The following is a 22278-nucleotide window of genomic DNA, read 5'->3' on the forward strand; positions in this document are numbered from 1 at the left end:
TTTGACTTATCGAGGGCACTGCTAAGCTCAGATCAGGCCTGCCAGTCTGGCAGTCAAGGAGGCCGAATGATTCGCTCGATTCTCTATGCAACCGACCTAGGCCTTTACGCCCCCTACATCCTGCAGCATGCGCTGGCACTCACACGTTCCTTCAACGCCAGCCTGTATGTGGTGCACGCCGTGGAGCCCATGGGTCTGTTTGCGGAATCAGTGCTGCAAACCTACCTGGATGAAGAGCGCCTTAAGGACCTGCGCACCAACGGCCTCAGCACAGTGATGGCGAGTATCGAGCAGCGGGTGTTAGAGGGCTTTCGCGATGAGATTGGCGAAGCGTTGCATGACTTGGATCTGATCAAGGCGGTACGCGTGGTACAGGGCGATCCCCCCTTGGTGATACTCGATGAAGCACAGCAACTCGGTGTGGATTTGTTGGTCCTAGGTAGCCACAGCCACGGCACGGATATGGACATTCCACTGGGCCGTACCGCGTCGCGCCTGGTGCAGTTGTCAGAAGTACCGGTGTACTTGGTGCCGATGTTGCAGCATCGCAGCCGAGGTGATCTTTAGAAGAAGCGCAGCACATTTCTATTTTTGGTCTAGATTTAATGCTTCAATCATCATTATGGTTATATAGAACGCCGGTAACCTGAACGGCCGTCTTTTTGCTTTGAGGGATTTTTATGAAGCTTCAGCAACTGCGCTACATCTGGGAAGTCGCGCATCACGACCTCAACGTTTCTGCCACGGCACAAAGCCTCTACACCTCACAACCCGGCATCAGCAAACAGATCCGCCTACTCGAAGACGAGCTGGGGGTTGAAGTCTTCGCCCGCAGCGGCAAGCACCTGACCCGCATCACCCCCGCCGGCGAACGCATCATCAACACCGCCGGGGAAATCCTGCGCAAGGTCGAAAGCATCAAGCAGATTGCCCAGGAGTTCTCCAACGAGAAGAAAGGCACCCTGTCCATCGCCACCACCCACACCCAGGCGCGCTATGCCCTGCCGCCGGTGATCAGTGCCTTTATCAAGCAATACCCGGATGTATCCCTGCACATGCACCAGGGCACGCCGATGCAGATCGCTGAAATGGCGGCCGACGGCACCGTCGACTTCGCCATCGCCACTGAAGGTCTGGAGCTGTTCAACGACCTGATCATGATGCCCTGCTACCGCTGGAACCGCTGCGTCGTGGTACCTCAGGGTCATCCGCTGACCAAGCTGCCGAAGCTGACCCTGGAGGCCCTGGCCGAATATTCCATCGTCACCTACGTGTTCGGTTTTACCGGCCGTTCCAAACTCGACGAAGCCTTCAGCCATCGTGGTCTGACGCCGAAAGTGGTGTTTACCGCCGCCGACGCTGACGTGATCAAAACCTACGTACGCCTGGGCCTGGGCGTGGGCATCGTGGCCAAGATGGCCGTCGATCCCAAACTAGACCCGGACCTGGTGGTGCTGGATGCCGGGGAGCTGTTCGAAGCCAGCGTGACCAAGATCGGCTTCCGTCGCGGCACCTTCCTGCGCGGTTTCATGTGCGACTTTATCGAGAAATTTGCCCCGCACCTGACCCGCGACATGATGGCCAAAGCCGTGCAGTGCCACAGCAAGGTCGAGCTGGAAGAGCTGTTCGAAGGCGTTGAACTGCCGCTGCACTGAGCCAACCTGCAGATATGAAAAAGCCCGTCCAAGTGACGGGCTTTTTCATACTCGGCGATACCTATTCAGTGGCTTTCAATTCTTTGCCATGAGCAAAGTTCACCCACCAGCCGAAGGCCGCTGCGGTAAAGAACATGATGATGCTGTAGATCGCTGCGGGGATCGACATGGTGGCGTTATTCAACAGCATCGGGCTCAGTGCCAGGGCTATCGCCAGGGTGCCGTTGTGGATGCCGATCTCCATGCCGATGGCAACCGACTGACGCAGGCTTAGCTTAAACAAACGCGGCACCCAGTAACCTACCGCCAGGCTGATCAGGTTGAACGCCAGCGCCGCACCACCCACCAGCGGCGCGTAGTCGACAAAGGTCTGCCAATCCTTGACCACCGCCAGGATGATGATGATCAACAGAAACAGCGCGGAGATGATCTTCACCGGCTTCTCCATACGTGCGGCAAATCCAGGGAAGCGGCTGCGTATCCAGATACCAATAGCCACCGGGCCGAGGACGATGACAAATACCTGCACCACCTTGGTGAACTGCAACGGCAGGGCCTGATCACCTTCCATAAAGTAGGCCAGCGACAGATTGACGATCAGCGGCATGGTCAGCACCGCGATCACCGAATTGACCGCCGTCAGGGTGATATTCAGTGCCACATCACCATGCGCCAGGTGGCTGTACAGGTTGGCAGTGGTGCCGCCAGGCGAGGCTGCCAAGAGCATCAGACCAACTGCCAGCGCCGGGGCCAGACCAAAGGCCTTGGCCAGGAAGAAACACACCACGGGCAGCAGCAACAGTTGGCAGCTCAAACCGATCAGCACCGGCTTGGGAAACTTCACCACCCTGGCAAAATCGGCCAGGGTCAGCGACAGGCCCAGGCCAAGCATAATGATGCCCAAGGCGATGGGCAGGAACAGGGTCAATAACGGGTCAGCAGTCACGGCTTTCTTACTCCTTGATCAAAGCGCTGGGCGATCTTGAACAACGACGTAGAACACTGCAGTGACTTTAGTGGCCAACGTGGTGAAAGAAATGGCGAGGTATAAAAAAAGCGCTCAGATGGGCGCTTTTTTTATTACTGAAGGAAATCAGATGGCGGTGGCCCCACCATCCACCGCCAGCGCGTGGCCGGTAGTGAACGCCGCGTTATCGCAGCACAGGTACAGCACGGCAGTAGCGATTTCCTCGACCTTGCCAATGCGCCCGACCGGGTGCATGGCGGCGGCGAATTCGCCCTTCTTCGGGTCGGCTTCATAGGCGCGGCGGAACATGTCAGTGTCGATCACCGCCGGGCATACGGCGTTGACCCGCACTTTCTTCTTTGCGTATTCAACAGCAGCGGACTTAGTCAGGCCGATCACCGCATGTTTGGATGCGCTGTAGATGCTCATCTTCGGCGCAGCGCCCAAACCGGCGACCGACGCGGTGTTAACAATGGCGCCACCGCCCTGGGCCAGCAGCAGCGGGATCTGGTGCTTCATGCACAGCCACACGCCTTTGACGTTGACGCCCATGATGGCGTCGAACTCGCTTTCGCTACCCTCGGCCAGCTTGCCCTTCTCGATCTCGATGCCCGCATTGTTGAAGGCATAGTCCAGGCGGCCGTAGGCGCCCAGCGTGCGCTCCATCAACACCTTGACCTCAGCATCGCGGGTCACGTCGCAACGAACAAACAGCGCATCGCCGCCCGCTTCACGGATCAGCGCGGCAGTCGCTTCGCCACCGTCGACATCAACGTCGGACACCACCACCTGCAGGCCTTCGTTGGCGAATGCCAGTGCCGTGGCACGACCAATACCCGCTGCACCACCGGTGACCAGGGCAACCCGGCCGGAAAAGCTCAAGCTCATCTGCGTGTCCTCGCAAGGATTAAAAACTGCATTGAGTCTAATCAGCTGCTGCGTACCAAGGCAGCACTATCAAATTGCTGGTGATAGCCCCATCGAAATGAGTGATTAACACCCCGGCATGGCTATCACTCGAATGGATTTACAAGCATTCGGCCCACGGGCAAACCTTGCCCCGCTGACCAGCACGGGCTATCAACAGGCTTTCCGTTCAGTGAGTACCTGTCATGACTGCCCCACTCAACCGCCAATTCCTGCTTGCCCAACGCCCAGTCGGTCTGCCCAGCCGCGAAACCTTCAGCTATGTCGAAACCAGCGTGGGTGAACCCGGCCCCGGCCAAATTCTGGTGAAGAACGCCTACCTGTCGCTGGACCCGGCCATGCGCGGCTGGATGAATGATGCCAAGTCCTATATCCCGCCCGTTGGCATTGGCGAAGTGATGCGCGCACTCGGCGTGGGTGAAGTGGTGGCCTCGCAGCACCCTGACTTTGCCGTGGGTGATCATGTAAATGGCGCCCTTGGTGTGCAGGATTATTTCCTCGGCGAGCCCAAAGGCTTCTACAAGGTCGACCCCAAGCGCGCGCCGCTGCCGCTGTACCTCTCGGCACTGGGCATGACCGGAATGACCGCCTACTTCGCTTTACTGGATGTCGGCGCGCCGAAAGCGGGTGAAACGGTGGTGATTTCCGGTGCGGCCGGCGCGGTCGGCAGCGTCGCCGGGCAGATTGCCAAGCTCAAAGGCTGCCGTGTAGTTGGCATCGCCGGCGGTGCGGACAAGTGCAAGTTCCTGGTTGATGAACTGGGCTTCGACGGCGCCATCGATTACAAAAATGAAGACGTGATCGCCGGCCTCAAGCGCGAGTGCCCGAAAGGTGTGGATGTCTACTTCGATAACGTCGGCGGCGACATTCTGGATGCCGTACTCACCCGCTTGGCCTTCAAGGCACGTGTGGTGATCTGTGGCGCGATCAGCCAGTACAACAACAAACAGGCCGTAAAAGGCCCAGCCAACTACCTCAATCTGCTGGTTAACAGCGCACGCATGGAAGGTATGGTGGTGATGACCTACGCCCCGCGTTTTGCCGAAGCAGCGTCGGAGATGGGCGGCTGGATGGCCAGCGGCAAGCTGAAATCCAAGGAAGATATTGTCAGCGATCTGACCACCTTCCCGGAAACCTTGCTCAAGCTGTTCAGTGGCGAGAACTTCGGCAAGCTGGTGCTGAAAGTCGACTGAGGCAATTTCGTAGGAGCGGCTAAGCGCTGCTCCTACGAAAACCAGGCATCAAGCAACTGCCATTGCCTCACTGTCCTGCTTTATCGGCCGCCAGCGGCGCAGCAGCATGTACAGGGTCGGGATTACAAACAGGGTGAAGAAGGTGCCTACCAACAGGCCGCCGACGATCACCATACCAATCTGCTGACGGCTTTCCGCACCCGCCCCGGTGGCAATCGCCAACGGCAGCGAACCCAGCACCATCGCCCCGGTCGTCATCAGAATCGGCCGCAGACGCTGCACCGACGCCTCAATCACCGCCCCTCGCAACTCATGCCCTTGTCGCAGCAGCACGTTGGCGAACTCGACGATCAGGATGCCGTGCTTGGTAATCAAGCCAATCAACGTCACCAAGCCGATCTGTGAGTAGATGTTCAAAGTGCCGCCGAACATCGTCAGGGCCAGCAAGGCGCCAGCCATCGACAGCGGCACGCTGAACAGGATGATCAGCGGGTCAGTAAAGCTTTCAAACTGCGCCGCCAACACCAGGAAGATAAACGCCAAAGCCAGCGCGAAGATCAGTGCAATGCCCGCACTGGACTCCTTGAAGTCTCGCGACGTGCCGGTGTAGTCGTACTGCGTCTCTGCCGGGAATACCGTGCGCGCTGTGCTTTCCAAGTGTGCCAGGGCTTCACCCAGGGTGTAGCCGGATCCCACGTTGGCACTCACCGTCACCGCACGCAGCTGGTTGAAGTGGTTGAGCTCGCGCGGCGCCACGGTTTCGCGCACTTCAATCAGATTGGACAGCTGCACCATGCTGTCATCGCGGCCGCGCACATACACGCGGTCAAGATCCTGCGGGTTGCTGCGGTCCACATCCTCCAACTGCACCAGCACGTCGTACTGCTCACCGTTCTGCTTGAAGCGCGTCACCTGGCGGCTGCCGAACAGGCTTTCCAGGCTGCGGCCGATGGTTGCCACATCAGTGCCCACGGCTACGGCCTGTTCGCGGTTAACCGCGACCTTGAGCTGCGGCGCGTTGAGCTTCAGATCGCTGTCCAGGCTTTCCAGCCCAGGATAATCGCGCAGTTGATTGAGCAACTGATCGACATAGCCCTGCAACTCGCTGTACTCCATGGACGAGCGAATCACGAAGTTAACCGGCTGGTTTCGCGCGCTCTGCCCGAGCGGCGGCCGGTTGACCGGGAAGGCGCGCACCCCGGCAACATCCTGCAGTTTGGGCAGCAGCTCATTACGAATCTCGAACTGGCTGCGCGAGCGGTCCGCCCAGTCCTCCAGCTTCATAAAGGAAATGCCCTGAGCCACAGTCGGAAAGCCAGCGATGACCATGTAGCGATTGGTTTCCGGGATGCTGTCGTAGGCCGCTTCGATCTCGCGGGCATAACGCCCGGTGTAGTTGATAGTGGCGCCGTCAGGGCCGTTGAACACACCGACAATGGTGCCGGTGTCTTCGGTCGGCGCCAGCTCGGATTTAAGCCCTGAGAACAGCAGCACGCAGGCCACAATAGTCAGTAACAACACGCCCACCACCAACATCCAGGCACTCAGTGCTTTGGCCAATAGATGCTTGTAGCTGTAAGTCAGGCCATTGAGGAAGTTCTCGATCAGGTTGTACACCCGGTTGTGCCGCTCACCGGCCTGATGCGGCTTAAGCAACAGCGCGCACATCATCGGCGTCAGGGTCAGGGCGACAAAACCTGACACCAGCACTGCGCCGGCCAGGGTCCAGGCGAATTCGGTAAACAATTTGCCTGTGGTGCCCTGCATAAAGCCGATGGGGGCAAATACGGCGGCCAGGGTCAGGGTCATGGCGATGACCGCAAAGGCAATCTCGCGACTGCCCTTGAGCGCCGCCTGCAGCGGCTGCATGCCCTCCTCGATATGCCGGTGGATGTTCTCCAGCATCACGATGGCATCGTCCACCACCAGGCCGATGGCCAGCACCATCGCCAGCAGCGTCAGGGTGTTGATGGTGAAGCCCATCAGGCTCATCAAGGCAAATGCACCGATCAGCGACACCGGGATGGTCACCAGCGGGATGATGGTGGCACGCAGCGAACGCAGGAAGATAAAGATGATCAGAATGACCAGCCCCACCGCTTCCCAGATGGTGATAAACACGTTGTCGATCGACTCGCGAATAAACTGCGAGTTGTCGTTGGCCACTGCCATTTCCATGCCTTCCGGCAGCAGCGCGCGTACATCGGGCATGGCCTCAGCCAGGCCGTCGGAGATATCCAACGGGTTGGCGGTAGCCTGCTTGATCATGCCCATCGACACCGCCGGCTTGCCCTTGTAGCGAACAATACTGCGTTCGTCCGCCGCACCGATTTCGGCATAACCAACGTCAGCCAGGCGCAGCAGGTAACCGCGCGAGTCATCGAGAATCAGCTGATTAAACTGCTCCGGGGTGTTCATGTCGGTTTCCGAGAGCACGGTGAATTCGCGTTGCTGCGACTCAATACGCCCCGCCGGAATCTCGACATTCTGCCGGCGCAGGGCATCTTCCACGTCCTGCACGGTGAGGTTGTGCGCGGCGAGCTTCTCCGGATCGAGCCAGATGCGCATGGCGAAGGTACGCGCGCCGCGAATCTGCACTTCGGAGACGCCGGGGATGGTCTGCAGGCGATCCTTGATCACACGCTCCAACACGTCGGTGATTTCCATGGCGCTGTAGCGTTCGCTGTAGAAGGCGATCCAGATCACCGGCTGGGCGTCGGCCTCGACCTTCTGCACAATGGGCTCGGCAATTTCATCCGGCAGCAGGCCACGCACCCGGCCCAGGCGGTCGCGTACATCGTTGGCAGCCTCATCGGAGTTGCTGCCCAGACGGAACTGCGCGGTGATCTGGGTGTTTTCCGAACGGCTGATGGAACTGACGAAGTCCAGCCCATCGATGCCCGACAGCACATCCTCGATCGGCTGGGCGACCTGGGACTCCATGATCTCCGGGCTGGCGCCCGGGTAGGTGACGTTGACCGTGACAATCGGCACGTCGATATTCGGGTACTCGCGCACGGCCAGGCGGTCATAGGCCATTAAGCCAAGCAGCACCACAATCAGCGACAGTACGGTGGCGAATACCGGCCGCCGGATGCAGATATCCGACAGGGTCATGACGCTTGCTCCGCCACCTTGGTGCGTACCGGCGCGCCGGCCCGAACCTTCTGCCAGCCGGCGCTGATCAGGGTTTCATCACCCTGCAGGCCTTCTAGAACCTCGACCTTGCCAGCCAGGCGCTTGCCCAGTTTGACCTCACGCAGCTCGACCTTGCCCTCCACAACCAGATTGACCAGCAGCTTGTCGCCCACCGGCATGATGGCTTCTTCTGGAATCACCAGGGCATTCGGCCGCTCGGCGAGAATCACCGAAACCCGCACGAACTGGCCTGGGCTCAGGCGACCATCGCTGTTGCTGATATGCGCGCGAATCGCCTGGCTGCGCCCGGCTTCGTCCAGGCGCGGGTTGATGGCGAAAATCTCACCGTTAAACCGCTCACCCGGGTAAGCATCCAGGCTGACTTCAATGAGCTGCTTGAGGCGAATCTGGCTGACGGCTTTTTGCGGAATGCGGAAATCCACCTTGAGCGGATCGAGCACTTCCAGGTTGACGATGTCCTGGCCTTCGCTGAGGTAATCGCCGGGGCTGACAGCGCGCAAACCCAAGACACCGTCGTAGGGGGCGAGGATGCGGGTCTTATCCAGGCGCGCCTGAGACAGCGCCAGGCTGGCGCGTGAGGCCTGCTGCTGCGCGCTGGCTTCATCCAGCGCCTGGGCGTTACTGGCGCCGCGCTTGAATAGCATCTGCGCGCGCTGAAAGTTCTTTTCTGCCAGGTTCAGGTTGGCTTGCGCCTGGGCCAGCTCGGCGCGGGTAATCGAATCATCCAGGCTGATCAGCAACGCACCAGCCTCGACGCGTTGACCTTCACGAAAATGCAGCTGCGCCACTCGCCCGGCGATTTCCGGTCGGATCATCACCGACTCGTCAGGACTCAGCGAGCCAAAGGTCACCAGCTCATCGCGCACCAGGCTTCGTTCGACCTTGACCACCTCGACCAGCGGCCCTTCATTGGCTTGTGCGTGCACATTGGCAAGCGAACACAGCCAGAAAACTGTACCGAGAAGAGCAGGTGCGCGGGCAAACATATACAACCCCTAATTCTTTGTAGAGGCTGAGTCTAACGGCCGAGCCGCGCAGATCAGCCGTTAAAAATGTTTCCCGATGTTGGCTGCCCGGTTACTGGCGCATGCCCCGACCGCTAACCAGCAAGCGGATGCACACGCCATACAGCACAGCAGTAGCGACCAGCATAAAACCGATGGCCACGCCGATGCGAATATCGGACACCCCGAGAATGCCGTAGCGGAAGGCGTTGACCATATGCAGCACCGGGTTGGCCAAGGACACGGTTTGCCAGAACTGCGGCAGCAAGGTGATCGAATAGAACACCCCGCCCAGGTAGGTCAAAGGCGTCAGCACAAAGGTTGGAATGATCGAAATATCATCGAAGTTGCGCGCGAACACCGCGTTGATAAAACCGCCCAGGGAGAAGATGGTCGCGGTCAGCAACACCACCAGCACGGTCACGCCGAGGTGGTGCACCTGCAGCTTGGTGAAGAACAGCGAAAGCAGAGTGACGATAAAACCCACCGCCAGGCCGCGCAGCACACCGCCGACCACATAGCCGGTGAGGATGATATGCGGCGACACCGGCGAGACCATCAGCTCCTCGATGGAGCGCTGGAACTTGCTGCCGAAGAAACTCGACACCACGTTGCCGTAGGAGTTGGTGATCACCGACATCATGATCAGTCCCGGCACGATGTACTCCATATAGGTGAAGCCCCCCATGTCGCCGATCTGGCTGCCGATCAGGTTGCCGAAGATCACGAAGTACAGAACCATGGTGATTGCCGGCGGTAGCAGGGTCTGCGGCCAAATGCGGGTAAAGCGGCGGATTTCGCGGTAGACGATGGTGCGCAGCGCCACCATGTTGGCGGTGAATTCGGAGTTCAGATAAGCCGTGCTCATACCGCCACCTTCGCCAGATTCTTCTCGACCAGGGAAACAAACAGCTCCTCCAAGCGGTTGGTTTTATTGCGCAAGCTGAGCACCTCGATGTTCTGCAAGGCCAACTGGCGGAACAACTCGGTAATGCCCTGAGCCTTATCCACCTGCACTTCCAGGGTATGCCCGTCGAGTAACTGCGCCGGGTAGCCGATCAGTTGCGGCGCCATCAGCAGCGCCTCTTTGAGGTCGAGCAGGAAGGTTTCCACATGCAGTTTTTTTAGCAGGTCCTTCATGCTGGTGTTCTCGACGATCCGCCCGTGGTCGATGATGCCGATGTTGCGGCATAGCTGTTCGGCCTCTTCCAGGTAATGGGTGGTGAGGATGATGGTGATGCCCTGCTCGTTCAGCTCGGTGAGAAAGCTCCACATCGAACGGCGCAGTTCGATATCAACCCCGGCCGTCGGCTCATCGAGAATCAACAAACGCGGCTGATGCACCAGCGCACGAGCGATCATCAGGCGGCGTTTCATCCCACCAGACAGTTCACGCGACGGCACATTGTGCTTGCCCCACAAGCCGAGCTGGTTGAGGTACTGCTCAGCGCGTTCCTTGGCGATTTTCGCTGGGATACCGTAGTAACCGGCCTGGGTTACGACGATATCGAAGGCCTTCTCGAACTGGTTGAAATTGAACTCCTGCGGCACCACACCCAGGCAGCGCTTGAGCGCAGAGGGCTGTTTGTCCAGGTCATGACCGAAGACGTTCACCGTGCCGCTGCTTTTGGTCACCAGGGTGGAAAGAATGCCGATGGTGGTGGATTTGCCGGCACCGTTGGGGCCGAGCAAGGCGAAGAAATCGCCTTCAGCCACGTCCAGGTCGATACCGTGCAGCGCCTGGAAGCCGTTGCCATAGGTCTTGGTCAACTGGCGAATGGACAGAGCAGTACTCATAAAAATGCGCACACCTGATCAGATAAAAAGAAATTCGAGAGGGGCTGCGCCTGCAGCGCGAAGTGGCCCAAGTCTAGCGCCTGGAAGCTCCCCACCACAGCATCTTTGCGCAAAACTGCCGCCCCCAGGGCTGGGCAGCAGCCTACCAGCGCCAGGCGCAGATTAAACCCGGCAGTTTCCGATGGTGCTTATCAACCCTGTCGATAAATCATCCAGGCACGGCCTCGGCGGCGAAGTCGCCACTGATCGACAACGCGTCATCGGCAAACAGATGTGGGTAACACGTAGCCAGATGACCGAAGAACAGCGGCTCCGGCACATCGGCAAACTGGCCGTGGTCATGCAGGTATTCCATATAACGCTCGCCCTGCTGGTTGAACGGGTGAAATACGCTGTCGCTCAGGCCATCGAATTCCAGCGGCGCGACCTTGAATACCCGACACAGCGCCAGGTTGAACGCCGGCGTGGCCTTGACCCAGCGGCCCTCAAGGTACAACTCGGTGTAGCCGTGCATGGCGAACACTTCACTGCGCAGCATTTCCAGCAGTCGTGGAGTGGCCAGATGATTGCGTACATCGGCCAGGCCGATGCGTGCCGGGATGCCGCAATGGCGGGCGCAGGCAGCCAGCAAAGTGGCTTTGGGCACGCAGTAGCTTTCGCCCGCCTGCAGTGCGTGACTGGCCTTCAGGGTGTCGGGGTCGCGGCTGAACACATAGGGGTTGTAGCGAATTTCATCGCGCACCGCGTAGTACAGATTGATCGCCTGTTGATGCGGGTCACGACTGGCCCCGCGAAACTTTTCTGCGAACTCCACCAGCGCAGGGTGGTCACTATCGATGAAGCGGCCGGGCTCGAGGTATTCACGCATCAGGGTTTCTCCATGATAGAGACCCAGTCTAACGACGCGGCTCCGGCCAATGTCACGACGATTCGGCCAAGCTCACCGCTCTTGTCGCCATCAATGACGACTACGCTCGTGATGGTGCGTAACAACGCATTGTCATCATGGAGGATTCTGCATGCTCGCTCTCTGGTTACTCGCCCTGCTGCTTAGCACGGCCTTTCTCGCTCACCGCCGCACCGCGCCTCTGCCCGCACTGGGCATGGTGGCCGGCTTGCTGATTCTGATGGGCGTGTTCAGCCATGCACCGGTCTGGCTGATGGGCCTGTTCTGGTTGCTCCTGCTAGCCGTGGCTTTGCCTCTGCTGCTGCCGCAACAACGCCGTAGCCTGTTCACTGCGCCGCTGTTTGCCTGGTTCAAGCGCGTGCTGCCGCCGATGTCGGCCACCGAACGCGACGCCATCGAAGCCGGCACGGTGTGGTGGGATGGCGAGCTGTTCAGCGGCCGCCCGGATTGGGACACCCTGCTCGCCTACCCCAAGGCGCAGCTCACCGAAGAAGAGCAGGCGTTTATCGATGGGCCCACCGAAGCGCTGTGCGCCATGGTCAGTGACTGGCAGATCGGCCAGCAGATGGACCTGCCCGCTGAGGCCTGGGCGCATATCAAGCAACACGGCTTCTTCGCCCTGATCATTCCCAAGCAATACGGCGGCAAGGGCTTTTCCGCCTATGCCCACTCCCAGGTAGCCATGAAGCTGGCCACCCGCTCCGGCGACCTGGCCTCCACCGTGATGGTGCCCAACTCGCTGGGCCCGGCCGAGCTGCTGCTGCACTATGGCACCGATGTGCAGCGTGACCATTACCTGCCGCGCCTGGCCCGCGGTGAAGACATCCCCTGCTTCGCCCTCACCGGCCCCCTGGCCGGTTCTGACGCCGGCGCCATGCCGGATACCGGAATCATCTGCAAAGGCCAGTGGCAAGGCGAGGAAGTGATCGGCCTGCGTCTGAACTGGGAAAAGCGCTATATCACCCTCGGCCCGGTCGCCACCCTGCTTGGCCTGGCCTTCAAGGCTTATGATCCCGAGCATCTGCTGGGTGAAGAGGAAGATCTGGGCATCAGCCTCGCTCTGGTACCCACCGAAACGCCAGGTGTCGAAATCGGCCGCCGTCACCTGCCACTCGGCGCCGCCTTTATGAATGGCCCGAACTCCGGCAAGGATGTATTTATCCCACTGGATTACTTGATCGGCGGCCAGGAGATGCTCGGTAAGGGTTGGATGATGCTGATGAACTGCCTGTCCGTGGGCCGCTCCATTTCCCTGCCGGCCGTCGGCACCGGCGCTGCCAAGTTCACCAGCCTGACCACTGGCCAGTACAGCCAGGTGCGTGAGCAGTTCAACGTGCCGCTTTCAGCCTTTGAAGGCATTCAGGAAGCCTTGGCGCGCATCGGCGGTAACGCCTGGCTGATGGACAGCGCGCGCATCCTCACGGCCAATGCGGTGGATCTGGGCGAAAAGCCCTCGGTGCTCTCGGCTATCCTCAAGTACCACCTGACCGAACGCGGCCGCGAATGCATCAGCCACGCCATGGACGTACACGGCGGCAAGGGCATCGTCATGGGCCCGAACAACTACCTGGCGCGCTCGTGGCAAGGTGCGCCGATCTTTATCACCGTGGAGGGGGCCAATATCCTCTCGCGCAACCTGATGATCTTTGGTCAAGGCGCGATTCGCTGCCACCCCTACGTACTCAAAGAAATGGCCCTGGCCAGTCGTGAAGACCAGGATCAGGCGCTGCAGGAATTCGATGAACTGCTGCTGCAACATATCGGTTTTGCCGTGAGCAACGCCGCCAGCAGCCTGCTGCTCAGCCTCGGCTTTGGCGTTTTCAGCCAGGTGCCGGGCGATCGCATCAGCCGCCCTTATTTCCGCGCGCTCAACCGCCTGGCAGCGTCCTTCGCCCTGCTCGCCGACACCAGCATGATGTTGCTCGGCGGCGAACTGAAACGCCGAGAACGCCTGTCGGCGCGACTCGGTGACGTACTCAGCCACCTTTACCTGGCCTCTGCCGCGCTCAAGCGCTACCACGACCTCGGTTATCCGGAGCATTCACAGCCCATGCTGCGCTGGGCCGTGGAAGAAAGCCTGGGCAAGGCCGAACAAGCGCTGGAAGAGCTGCTCAGCAACTTCCCCAGCAAACTGCTCGGCTGCGCTCTGCGCGTACTGGTATTGCCGCTGGGCCGCCGTCACAAAGGCCCAAGCGATGAACTGGACGCCGAAGTAGCCAGCATTATCGGCCGTAACAGCGGCGATCCAGCGCTAGAGGAACTGCTCGAAGGCTGCTATCGCCCACAAGCTGAACAGGACCCGGTGGGTGCTCTGCAATATGCGATGACCCTGCTGCAAGACGTACAGGGCCTGCAGAAGAAACTGCACAAGGCCGTCAAAGCCGGCCAGGTACAGGAACTGCCAGGGCAAAGCCTGATCGATGCCGCACTGGCTGCTGGGGTTCTCAACCCGGAAGAGGCGCACAGCCTGCATCAGGCTGAAGCGGCGCGGCGGGTGGTGATCGATGTCGACGACTTCGCCAAGGAGGAACTGACCTTGGGCTCCGGCAAGGTGCGTTAAACCGACGGGACAGCGGGCGACGCGAGCCTTATACTTGCGCGCCCGTTTTACCTACAGGATTGCCCCATGGCTAACACTCACATCGACCATCACCTCGCCCTGCTGCAGCACCTGCGCACCATCCTGGTCGCCTTGGGCGAAGCAGAGCAGATTCTCGATGACAGCCACGCCATGTACCTAGAGCGCTACGACGAGCTGCTCAGCGATCTGCCGAGCGATCCGGAAGCCAGCCTCTACCTGGGCCAGGACTTGATCAGTCAGATCTTCCAGCGCTACCCACAAATCGCCCACCTGGTACCGCGCGACCTGCTGTGGTTCTTCGGCGGAGACTGCCTGCACTTCATGCCGGACGAAGAAATCGAGATGTACCAGACCCTCGAAGAACGCCGCTTCTACGCCGAAGAAAACGACGAACCCTTCGACTGGAATCAGGAAAAGCAGCTGCTGAGCATGCCCGCTCAGGGCGGCAAGCACTGAGCCTAAGCCAGAAACAAAAAAGCCCGCACGGCATAACCGGCGGGCTTTTTTGTGGGCACTAAAAACAGCAGAAACAAAAACGCCGCTCAATGAGCGGCGTTTTTGACTATTTGGAGCGGGAAACGAGACTCGAACTCGCGACCCCGACCTTGGCAAGGTCGTGCTCTACCAACTGAGCTATTCCCGCATACAACTTGGTACAACAAAAATGGCGTCCCCTAGGGGACTCGAACCCCTGTTACCGCCGTGAAAGGGCGGTGTCCTAGGCCACTAGACGAAGGGGACCTTGGAACTTGTCGGCTACCTGCCTGAGCAGATCACCTTAATTTGGAGCGGGAAACGAGACTCGAACTCGCGACCCCGACCTTGGCAAGGTCGTGCTCTACCAACTGAGCTATTCCCGCATACAACTTGGTTTTTAGCAGCACACTTCATAAAGAAGTGGCGTCCCCTAGGGGACTCGAACCCCTGTTACCGCCGTGAAAGGGCGGTGTCCTAGGCCACTAGACGAAGGGGACGCAGCCCGGAAACTACAACTTCTATCCGGCTTCTACACGTTTTGCCGTGAGGCATTGCGCTACGAAGTGGCGCGCATTCTATGGAGCCTTGTAAGGCCCGTCAACCTCTGTGTAAAAATTTTTATAAATCAACGACTTCAGCCTCGAATGTGAGGCAGCTCTATCAGCCTCCCGGCTAACGCACTACACTCGGACGAAAAACCGGTGATCGAGAGGCTGCACCCATGTCCCCACTCGTGATTACCATATTGATTGTGTCTGGCATCGTTATTTTGATCGCCATTGCTTACATCAATCATATGGTCGAGAACAACAAACTGGAGAAGGCGCGCATCAAGGCTGACCTCAATGATCGCCTGCGCCGTTGTACGGACCTCGCCGAAGCACTCCCCGGTCAACTGATGACGCCAGCATTGAAGTTATTGCTGAGCCGCCTGCAGCTGCATTTCAGTGAACACGTACTGCCGTATGACAAGGGCAACAATGCCCTAAAGGCGCATATTGAAGAGCTGCGCAAGATGATCGCCCAAGGCGAGTCAATTACCGTAAACAATCCGCCACAACCCATCATTAATGAACCTAAAGCGAAGGAAGTACGCTTTCAGCTGGAAAGCCTTCACGGTCAACTGACCCGCTGTGCAAAAGACGGAATTATCCCGACCAGTGAAGCCAAGCATTGGTTGAAGGAAGTGCGCCACATGCTGACTCAGGTGCATATCGAATTTTTCGGCAACCTTGGCCAACAGGCCTTGCAGCAGAACCAGCCTGGCCAAGCACGCCTGGCGTTCGAGCGCGGCGCACAATATTTGCGCAAGCAGCCTGACCCAGCTCCTTATCAAAAAGCCCTGAAGAAATTCGAAGAGCAATTGGCACGCGCCAACGCCATGGTCCTAGAGAGCAGTAAACCCGTCACGGAGCAGCCCAGCGAACTGGATGCCGGCCTGGAGTCTCTCGGCGGCGACGAGTGGAAAAAGAAAAACATCTACGACTAACCCCTCCAGCGCGCAACCTGCGCGCTATCCATCTGCCCACGAGTGCCGCGCATGAGCCTGACTGTTTACGGTGCACCGCTGTCACCCTTCGTTCGTAAAGTGCGTCTGTTTTTGGCTGAAAAGAGCCTGGACTACCAGCTGGAAATCATCCTGCCGTTCGGCCAACCAGCCTGGTACCGCGACATGAGCCCACTGGGACGTATCCCCGCTCTCAAAGATGGCGATTTCACCCTCGCCGACTCCAGCGTGATCTGCCAATACCTGGACGACAAGCACCCGGAACACCCCACCCTGCTCGGGCAGAATGCCGAACAACGCGCGCAGGTACGTTGGCTGGAGAAATACGCCGACTATGAACTGGCCCCGCTCTGCACCTTCAGCGTATTTCGCAACCGCGCACTAAAACCAAGCATGGGCCAGAGCTGCGATGAGGCTGCCGTACAGAAAGCCCTGCACGAAAAGCTGCCTACGCATTTCGACTACCTGGAACAGACCCTCGGTTCAGCTGAATACCTGGTCGGCGATAGCCTGACCCTGGCCGACCTGGCCCTGGCCTGTCAGCTGATCAATATGCAGCACGGCGACGAGCAACTGGATGCACAACGCTGGCCTAACCTGAGTGCGCACTATGCGCGAATCACTGCGCGCGCCTCGGTGCAGGCTGTATTGCCGGGCGAGCTGAAGATGCTCGCCAAGATGGCCGCCAAGGCCTGAATAATCGCTGGCCATCCAACAAAAAGCCCGGCTATTGCCGGGCTTTTTTGCCTTGCCTTTAGCGCTGACTCAACAATCGGTCAGGTCGATAAACATTGCGACCAACCGCTCGATACCAGCCTGATCCGCTGCACTAAAACGTGCCAATGACGGACTGTCGAGATCCAGCACGCCGAGCAAACGGCCGTCCTTGAACAGCGGCACCACCAGCTCACTGTTGGACGCACTGTCGCAAGCAATATGCCCGGCAAAGGCATGCACATCGTCAACTCGCTGAGTCTGCCCAGTGGCCGCGGCGGCGCCGCAGACACCGCGACCGAAAGGAATGCGCACGCAGGCTACTTTGCCCTGGAAAGGCCCGAGCACCAGCTCCTCACCACGGGCCAGGTAAAAACCTGCCCAGTTCAGGTCGCTCAGCTCCTGAAACAGAAACGCCGAAAACTGCGCCGCATTGGCAATAAAGTCGCGCTCACCCGCCAGCAGCGCCTGCAGCTGCGCCACCAGCAGTGGATAGCCATCGAGCCCTGGCCCGCTGTGTTGTAAATCAATCATCGTGCTTACTCAGTAATTGCAGGCCCACCCAGTCACGGGCGAATTGATAGGCGCAGCGGCCGTTGCGGTTACCGCGACCCAAGGCCCAGCGTATGGCCGCTTTTTCCAGCTCGTCGTCCCATTGCCAAGCCAAACCGGCCTGCGCGGCATGCACCTCGACCCAGTGCCGGACCACGTCGAGGAAGTGCTCCTGAGTGAAGGGGTAGAACGACAACCACAGGCCAAAGCGGTCAGATAGCGCAATCTTGTCTTCCACCGCCTCGTTGGGGTGAAGCTCACCATCGACTCGCTGCCAGCTTTCGTTATCGCTCTGCTTTTCCGGCAACAGATGACGGCGGTTGGAGGTGGCATACAGCAACACATTGTCCGGCGCACGCTCCAGTGAGCCATCGAGCACGGTTTTCAGCATGCGGTAATCGCCCTCGCCGGCCTCGAACGACAAGTCATCGCAGAACAGCACAAAACGCTGCGGCAGCTCGCTCAACTGCTCGACGATGCGCGGCAGATCGGCCAGATGGTCACGCTCGATTTCAATCAGGCGCAGCCCCGCCGCCGCATGCTCGGCCAGCAGTGCCCGCACCAGCGATGATTTACCCGTACCCCGCGCGCCCCAGAGCAACGCATGGTTGGCCGGCAGGCCCTGGATAAACTGCTGGGTATTGCGCGCCAACTGAGCACGCTGGCGATCCACCCCGATCAGATCAGCCAGCTCCACATCCAGACTGACCTGCAGCGGTGCCAAATATCCGCTGCGCGCCTCACGCTGCCAGCGGGCAGCCAAGCTCTGCTGCCAGTCAATAACCGGGCGCTGCACCGGCAGCAAAGGCTCCAGACGCGCCAACACAGCCTCAGCACGCAACAAAAAATCACTCAAACGCGAATCCACAACACACTCCAGGGTTTTCGAGTTGTTCTGCCACTGCCGTCCGGCAAAACAGATGGGCTATGCTTGGCAAGCGATTCAACATGAGATCAACCGGCCAATATGGATATAGCGCTTACCCAACGCCTGTCATTCAAACAGGCCGGTTTGACCGTATTGGTAGCCTTCATCCTCGGCACTGCGCTCAGCTTGATACAAGTGGGCATCGATTATGCCAGCGAAGATGCCTCCATCAACCGCGAGATCAACGCACTGATGGAGATCAGCCACAACCCGGCTGCGCGCATCGCCTACAACATTGACGCTGAACTGGCGCAGGAACTGGTGCTGGGCCTGCTGCGCTCACCGGCCGTGATCAGCGCGCAAATCATCGACAACAACCAGCTGACTTTGGCCAGCGTCAGCCGGCCCGCCATGGAAAGCCGCTATCGGATAATTAGCGACTTTATGTTTGGCGAACGCCGGCACTTCGAGACCGCGCTGTTCGTCAGCCACTCGCCCAGTGAAGCCCTCGGCAAGCTGAGCCTGGAAGTAGACACCTATGCCTTTGGCAGCCACTTTCTCAATCGCTCGCTGCTGACCCTGCTCACCGGCTTTGCCCGTAGCCTACTGCTGTCACTGATCTTGCTGGTGCTCTTCTACTTCATGCTGACCAAGCCACTCACTGGCTTTATCCGCGCCCTCAGCGAACGTGACCTGCGCAGCCCCAACAACGCCAAGCTGCCCTACCCGCCCAGCCATGAACGCGATGAAATCGGCGTATTGGTCGATGTCACCAACCGTCAGCTAAGCAGCATTGCCAGCGAGATCGAGCAGCGTCAGCAGGCCGAAGCCCGCCTGACTCGCTACCTGGCTGAATTGGAAGACATGGTCTCGGCGCGTACCGAGCAACTGGAAGCCGCCAATAGCCGCCTGCTCGACTCCAACCGCGAACTGGAGCAGGCCAAACGCACGGCATTGGACATGGCCCAGGCGCGCTCAGCCTTCCTGGCCAATATGAGTCACGAGATCCGCACCCCACTGAATGGCCTGCTCGGCATGCTCGCACTGTCACTGGACGGGCCGCTGAATAACGAGCAGCGCCAACAGCTTTCGATCGCCCACGATTCCGGCAAGGTGCTGGTCGAGCTGCTCAACGACATTCTCGACCTGTCGAAATTCGAGGCTGGGCAGCTGGAGCTGGAACACATCCCCTTTGACCTCGGCAGCATGGTCGAAGACACAGCCAACCTGCTGTCGCAGAATGCCGCACCCGGCGTTGAACTGACCTGCCTGATTGATCCCCTGCTGCCCAACCAGCTGCTCGGCGATCCAACGCGGGTCAGGCAGATTGTCAGCAACCTGCTGTCCAACGCGCTGAAATTCACCCGCTTTGGCCGCGTAGACATCAGTGTCAGCACGCATAACGGTGGCGTCAGGATCATTGTGCGCGACACTGGCATCGGTATTGCCGAAGACGCTCAAGCACGGATCTTCCAACCGTTTGCTCAAGCCGGCGTTGGTATCACCCGGCAATTTGGCGGTACCGGCCTGGGCCTGGCCCTGACTCGCCGGCTTTGCGAAGCCATGCGCGGCCAACTGAGCCTGGAGACACAGGAAGGCTTCGGCAGCACCTTCTGCGTTGACCTGCCGCTGCCCAGCCAGAACCACACCCAGCAACTTCCCGTGTTACACGGACGCGTTATTGGCCTCAGCCCGGCGAGCTCAGGCCTGAGTGAACAGCTGAGCCAATTGCTGCCCGCTTGGGGCCTGCACTATCAACACCAGGATGCCGACAGCGTGCTGGGCCCGCTTGATGCGGACGTGCTGATCAGCGACAGCCCGCAGCGTTTGAATGAGCTGCGCGCGCACTCCAGCCTGCCCATTCTGGTGGTCAGCGCCTACGGTAATTTTCTCAGCAGCGAACAGGTGGAGAACCTTTCGCCTATCGAGCAACTGGCCCGGCCGCTGTCACGCCAGGTGCTGCTGCAGGCCTTACGCCGCATTCTCGGCCAGGACGCTGTACAAGCCGCCGAGCAGCACAGCGAACCGCAACGCAGCCGCCGGGCGCGCGTGTTGCTGGTGGAAGACAACCCAGTCAATCAGCTGGTAGCCAAGGGCATGCTGGGCAAGCTCGGCTGCGAGGTGTTATTGGCCAATCATGGTGGCGAAGCGCTGACCTTGCTGGAAACCCAGACGGTCGATCTGATCCTGATGGACTGCAACATGCCGGTCATGGACGGCTATGAAACCACCCGACAAATTCGCCAGAAAAGCGAATTCGCCGAGTTGCCAATCATTGCCCTCACCGCCAATGCGCTGTCCGATGAACGTGAGCGCTGCCGCGCTGCGGGGATGGACGACTACCTGGCCAAGCCCTTCCGTAAAGACGAGCTAGCGGTGTTGCTCGATCAGTGGTTAAGCGCCATAAACTGATCCAGCAACATGCCCACCTGACTGCGCAGCGCCGCGACCTGATCCAGGTCAACACCGCGCTCGCACAACAACTGGCTTTTCAGCGGCAGCACCTGCGTACGCAAAGCGCCGCCGGCCGGGGTTAGCGCCAGGTGTACCTCACGCTCATCACTGGCCGAACGCTTACGCTGCAACAAGCCTTGCTGCTCCAGGCGCTTGAGCAGCGGCGTCAACGTGCCGGAGTCGAGCAACAAACGCTCACCCAACGCCTTGACTGTTGGCAGCGCCGGCGGTTGCTGCTGCCACTCCCACAGCACCAGCATGGCTAGGTACTGCGGGTAGGTCAGACCGAGCTGATCGAGCATCGGCTTGTAGGCGCGGATCACCGCCCGTGAAGCGGCGTAGAGTTTGAAACACAGCTGGTTGTCCAGCTGCAGCCCCTCGTCCACGTGCTGACTGGCCTGGCTCATTTCAGCAGTGCTTCGATCTCAGCAGTCAGGTCTTCAGGCTTGGTGGTCGGGGCAAAACGCTTGATCACCGTGCCGTCGGCGCTGAGCAGAAACTTGGTGAAGTTCCACTTGATACCCTGACTGCCGAGCAGGCCCGGCGCGCTCTTCTTCAGGTTGACGAACAGCGGGTGGGCATCGCTGCCATTGACATCGACCTTCTTGAACAACGGGAAGCTCACACCGAAGTTCAGCTCGCAGAACTCACTGATCGCGCCCTCATCACCTGGCTCCTGCTTGCCGAACTGGTTGCAGGGGAAGCCCAGCACCACCAGACCTTGATCCTTGTACTGCTGCCAGACGTTTTCCAGGCCCTTGTACTGCGGGGTGAAACCGCACTTGCTGGCAGTGTTGACCACCAGCACGGCCTTGCCGCCGAAATCGGCCAGGGTTTTCTGCTCGCCCTTGATGGTGGTAACCGGAATATCGAAGAGTGCGTTGCTCATGCTGGTCATCCTGAGGAGTGGTAATGGACGCAAGATAGCGAGCAATTAAATTGTACGCAATTTAATTAAAGCAAAATAAGGCCCGCTGATAGCGGGCCTGTGCAATGGCATTAAGCCTTCGGCACCAGCTTGAGCGAAGCCGAGTTGATGCAATAACGCAGCCCCGTCGGCGCCGGCCCGTCGGGAAATACATGGCCCAAGTGAGCATCGCACTTGGCGCATTTGACTTCGATGCGGTGCATGCCGTGATTGAAGTCATCCAGGCTGGTGATGGCCTCGCTGTTGACGGGCTGGAAGTAACTCGGCCAACCGCTGCCAGAGTCGTACTTGGCGTCCGAATCAAACAACTCAGCCTGGCAGCAGGCGCAGTGGTAAATACCTGGCACCTTGCTGTCGTGGTATTGGCCGGTAAACGCGCGCTCGGTGCCGCCCAGGCGACAGACATGAAACTGCTCCTCGGAAAGCTCTTCGCGCCAGGCTTCCAGGGGTTTTTCCAGCTTGTCCACAGGCAAGTCTCCTCTATATGAAAAAATCGCCGGGAGCGATTTTTAACGTCGCGCAGCGACGGCCCAAAGGGTGGCGGCCATGGATGGCACGCCATAAAAAAGCCCGACCAGTACCTTTGCC

At 59.4% G+C, this 22278-nt stretch carries 20 protein-coding genes and 4 tRNA genes; 8 read left to right on the forward strand and 16 right to left on the reverse strand.

Going from position 1 to position 22278, the window contains the following annotated elements; genetic code table 11:
• Positions 1 to 66: 66 nt before the first annotated feature.
• A complete protein-coding gene (locus tag HCI85_RS00570; RefSeq protein WP_160084845.1) occupies positions 67 to 567 on the forward strand; it encodes a universal stress protein in 501 nt (166 codons plus the stop codon).
• 113 nt (positions 568 to 680) lie between these two features.
• The gene (gene cysB / locus HCI85_RS00575; protein WP_090247877.1) at positions 681 to 1655 is read left to right on the forward strand and encodes an HTH-type transcriptional regulator CysB; all 975 of its coding nucleotides are present in this window, start codon (positions 681 to 683) and stop codon (positions 1653 to 1655) included.
• Positions 1656 to 1716: 61 nt separating this feature from the next.
• On the opposite strand, the gene HCI85_RS00580 is transcribed toward cysB, so the two are convergent.
• Complete coding sequence (locus HCI85_RS00580) at positions 1717 to 2601, reverse strand: bile acid:sodium symporter family protein (protein WP_167141044.1); 885 nt, start codon at positions 2599 to 2601, stop codon at positions 1717 to 1719.
• 147 nt (positions 2602 to 2748) lie between these two features.
• Positions 2749 to 3510: an SDR family oxidoreductase gene (locus HCI85_RS00585; protein WP_090247880.1), complete on the reverse strand. Its 762-nt coding sequence runs from the start codon at positions 3508 to 3510 to the stop codon at positions 2749 to 2751.
• Positions 3511 to 3734: 224 nt separating this feature from the next.
• Between HCI85_RS00585 and HCI85_RS00590 the strand changes: the two genes are divergently transcribed.
• The gene (locus HCI85_RS00590; RefSeq protein ID WP_167141046.1) at positions 3735 to 4742 is read left to right on the forward strand and encodes an NADP-dependent oxidoreductase; all 1008 of its coding nucleotides are present in this window, start codon (positions 3735 to 3737) and stop codon (positions 4740 to 4742) included.
• Positions 4743 to 4790: 48 nt separating this feature from the next.
• Here HCI85_RS00590 and HCI85_RS00595 read toward each other — a convergent pair whose 3' ends face one another.
• The 5 genes from HCI85_RS00595 to HCI85_RS00615 form a co-directional block, all read right to left on the reverse strand.
• Positions 4791 to 7859, reverse strand: coding sequence for an efflux RND transporter permease subunit (locus HCI85_RS00595; protein ID WP_167141048.1), 3069 nt, complete (start codon positions 7857 to 7859; stop codon positions 4791 to 4793).
• Positions 7856 to 8887 carry an efflux RND transporter periplasmic adaptor subunit gene (locus HCI85_RS00600; protein ID WP_167141050.1) on the reverse strand — a complete coding sequence of 344 codons (1032 nt, stop codon included), beginning with the start codon at positions 8885 to 8887 and terminating at the stop codon, positions 7856 to 7858. The genes HCI85_RS00595 and HCI85_RS00600 overlap by 4 nt, the downstream gene beginning before the upstream one ends.
• 91 nt (positions 8888 to 8978) lie before the next feature.
• The gene (locus HCI85_RS00605; protein WP_090251084.1) at positions 8979 to 9758 is read right to left on the reverse strand and encodes an ABC transporter permease; all 780 of its coding nucleotides are present in this window, start codon (positions 9756 to 9758) and stop codon (positions 8979 to 8981) included.
• Positions 9759 to 9769: 11 nt separating this feature from the next.
• Positions 9770 to 10702, reverse strand: a complete 933-nt coding sequence (locus HCI85_RS00610; RefSeq protein ID WP_167141052.1) for an ABC transporter ATP-binding protein — start codon at positions 10700 to 10702, stop codon at positions 9770 to 9772.
• Between the two features lie 208 nt (positions 10703 to 10910).
• Complete coding sequence (locus HCI85_RS00615; RefSeq protein WP_167141054.1) at positions 10911 to 11570, reverse strand: transglutaminase-like domain-containing protein; 660 nt, start codon at positions 11568 to 11570, stop codon at positions 10911 to 10913.
• Positions 11571 to 11721: 151 nt separating this feature from the next.
• Here HCI85_RS00615 and HCI85_RS00620 point away from each other — a divergent pair, with 151 nt between their 5' ends.
• Complete coding sequence (locus tag HCI85_RS00620) at positions 11722 to 14169, forward strand: acyl-CoA dehydrogenase (RefSeq protein ID WP_167141056.1); 2448 nt, start codon at positions 11722 to 11724, stop codon at positions 14167 to 14169.
• Positions 14170 to 14235: 66 nt separating this feature from the next.
• Positions 14236 to 14646 (forward strand): PA2817 family protein, encoded by a 411-nt coding sequence (locus HCI85_RS00625; RefSeq protein ID WP_090247892.1) that lies wholly within the window; start codon positions 14236 to 14238, stop codon positions 14644 to 14646.
• A 111-nt stretch (positions 14647 to 14757) separates the two neighbouring features.
• On the opposite strand, the gene HCI85_RS00630 is transcribed toward HCI85_RS00625, so the two are convergent.
• The 4 genes from HCI85_RS00630 to HCI85_RS00645 form a co-directional block, all read right to left on the reverse strand.
• A tRNA-Gly gene (locus HCI85_RS00630) sits at positions 14758 to 14833 on the reverse strand.
• Positions 14834 to 14855: 22 nt separating this feature from the next.
• A tRNA-Glu gene (locus HCI85_RS00635) sits at positions 14856 to 14931 on the reverse strand.
• 43 nt (positions 14932 to 14974) lie between these two features.
• Positions 14975 to 15050: transfer RNA gene (locus HCI85_RS00640), tRNA-Gly, on the reverse strand.
• 38 nt (positions 15051 to 15088) lie between these two features.
• A tRNA-Glu gene (locus HCI85_RS00645) sits at positions 15089 to 15164 on the reverse strand.
• A gap of 224 nt (positions 15165 to 15388) precedes the next feature.
• On the opposite strand from HCI85_RS00645, the gene HCI85_RS00650 reads away from it, so the two are divergent.
• Together HCI85_RS00650 and HCI85_RS00655 are read left to right on the forward strand one after the other, a co-directional pair.
• On the forward strand, positions 15389 to 16156 hold the full coding sequence (locus HCI85_RS00650; protein WP_167141058.1) for a hypothetical protein: 768 nt from the start codon (positions 15389 to 15391) through the stop codon (positions 16154 to 16156).
• Positions 16157 to 16207: 51 nt separating this feature from the next.
• Positions 16208 to 16870, forward strand: coding sequence for a glutathione S-transferase family protein (locus tag HCI85_RS00655; RefSeq protein WP_167141060.1), 663 nt, complete (start codon positions 16208 to 16210; stop codon positions 16868 to 16870).
• A gap of 69 nt (positions 16871 to 16939) precedes the next feature.
• On the opposite strand, the gene HCI85_RS00660 is transcribed toward HCI85_RS00655, so the two are convergent.
• On the reverse strand, positions 16940 to 17422 hold the full coding sequence (locus tag HCI85_RS00660; protein ID WP_167141062.1) for a GAF domain-containing protein: 483 nt from the start codon (positions 17420 to 17422) through the stop codon (positions 16940 to 16942).
• Entirely contained in the window at positions 17415 to 18308 is an 894-nt protein-coding gene (locus HCI85_RS00665) for an ATP-binding protein (RefSeq protein ID WP_167141064.1), read from the reverse strand. The genes HCI85_RS00660 and HCI85_RS00665 overlap by 8 nt, the downstream gene beginning before the upstream one ends.
• A 99-nt stretch (positions 18309 to 18407) precedes the next feature.
• On the opposite strand from HCI85_RS00665, the gene HCI85_RS00670 reads away from it, so the two are divergent.
• A complete protein-coding gene (locus HCI85_RS00670) occupies positions 18408 to 20720 on the forward strand; it encodes a response regulator (protein WP_167141066.1) in 2313 nt (770 codons plus the stop codon).
• Here HCI85_RS00670 and HCI85_RS00675 read toward each other — a convergent pair.
• The 3 genes from HCI85_RS00675 to msrB all read right to left on the reverse strand — a co-directional run bounded on the left by HCI85_RS00675 (position 20696) and on the right by msrB (position 22157).
• Entirely contained in the window at positions 20696 to 21169 is a 474-nt protein-coding gene (locus tag HCI85_RS00675) for a MarR family winged helix-turn-helix transcriptional regulator (RefSeq protein ID WP_167141068.1), read from the reverse strand. The genes HCI85_RS00670 and HCI85_RS00675 overlap by 25 nt on opposite strands.
• A complete protein-coding gene (locus HCI85_RS00680; RefSeq protein WP_090387165.1) occupies positions 21166 to 21651 on the reverse strand; it encodes a glutathione peroxidase in 486 nt (161 codons plus the stop codon). The genes HCI85_RS00675 and HCI85_RS00680 overlap by 4 nt, the downstream gene beginning before the upstream one ends.
• Before the next feature lie 110 nt (positions 21652 to 21761).
• Positions 21762 to 22157, reverse strand: a complete 396-nt coding sequence (msrB, locus tag HCI85_RS00685) for a peptide-methionine (R)-S-oxide reductase MsrB (RefSeq protein WP_090247906.1) — start codon at positions 22155 to 22157, stop codon at positions 21762 to 21764.
• Positions 22158 to 22278: the final 121 nt, after the last annotated feature.

This window comes from Pseudomonas sp. OTU750018 (assembly GCF_011636575.1).
Taxonomy (GTDB): Bacteria; Pseudomonadota; Gammaproteobacteria; order Pseudomonadales; family Pseudomonadaceae; genus Aquipseudomonas; species Aquipseudomonas peli.

What these genes read in the sequence shown, in the direction of transcription:
- HCI85_RS00570 (WP_160084845.1), top strand. Translation starts at nt 67, where the DNA reads ATGATTCGCTCGATTCTCTATGCAACCGACCTAGGCCTTTACGCCCCC.
- cysB (WP_090247877.1), top strand. Translation starts at nt 681, where the DNA reads ATGAAGCTTCAGCAACTGCGCTACATCTGGGAAGTCGCGCATCACGAC.
- HCI85_RS00585 (WP_090247880.1), bottom strand. Translation starts at nt 3,510, where the DNA reads ATGAGCTTGAGCTTTTCCGGCCGGGTTGCCCTGGTCACCGGTGGTGCA.
- HCI85_RS00590 (WP_167141046.1), top strand. Translation starts at nt 3,735, where the DNA reads ATGACTGCCCCACTCAACCGCCAATTCCTGCTTGCCCAACGCCCAGTC.
- HCI85_RS00595 (WP_167141048.1), bottom strand. Translation starts at nt 7,859, where the DNA reads ATGACCCTGTCGGATATCTGCATCCGGCGGCCGGTATTCGCCACCGTA.
- HCI85_RS00600 (WP_167141050.1), bottom strand. Translation starts at nt 8,887, where the DNA reads ATGTTTGCCCGCGCACCTGCTCTTCTCGGTACAGTTTTCTGGCTGTGT.
- HCI85_RS00610 (WP_167141052.1), bottom strand. Translation starts at nt 10,702, where the DNA reads ATGAGTACTGCTCTGTCCATTCGCCAGTTGACCAAGACCTATGGCAAC.
- HCI85_RS00615 (WP_167141054.1), bottom strand. Translation starts at nt 11,570, where the DNA reads ATGCGTGAATACCTCGAGCCCGGCCGCTTCATCGATAGTGACCACCCT.
- HCI85_RS00620 (WP_167141056.1), top strand. Translation starts at nt 11,722, where the DNA reads ATGCTCGCTCTCTGGTTACTCGCCCTGCTGCTTAGCACGGCCTTTCTC.
- HCI85_RS00625 (WP_090247892.1), top strand. Translation starts at nt 14,236, where the DNA reads ATGGCTAACACTCACATCGACCATCACCTCGCCCTGCTGCAGCACCTG.
- HCI85_RS00650 (WP_167141058.1), top strand. Translation starts at nt 15,389, where the DNA reads ATGTCCCCACTCGTGATTACCATATTGATTGTGTCTGGCATCGTTATT.
- HCI85_RS00655 (WP_167141060.1), top strand. Translation starts at nt 16,208, where the DNA reads ATGAGCCTGACTGTTTACGGTGCACCGCTGTCACCCTTCGTTCGTAAA.
- HCI85_RS00660 (WP_167141062.1), bottom strand. Translation starts at nt 17,422, where the DNA reads ATGATTGATTTACAACACAGCGGGCCAGGGCTCGATGGCTATCCACTG.
- HCI85_RS00670 (WP_167141066.1), top strand. Translation starts at nt 18,408, where the DNA reads ATGGATATAGCGCTTACCCAACGCCTGTCATTCAAACAGGCCGGTTTG.
- HCI85_RS00675 (WP_167141068.1), bottom strand. Translation starts at nt 21,169, where the DNA reads ATGAGCCAGGCCAGTCAGCACGTGGACGAGGGGCTGCAGCTGGACAAC.
- HCI85_RS00680 (WP_090387165.1), bottom strand. Translation starts at nt 21,651, where the DNA reads ATGAGCAACGCACTCTTCGATATTCCGGTTACCACCATCAAGGGCGAG.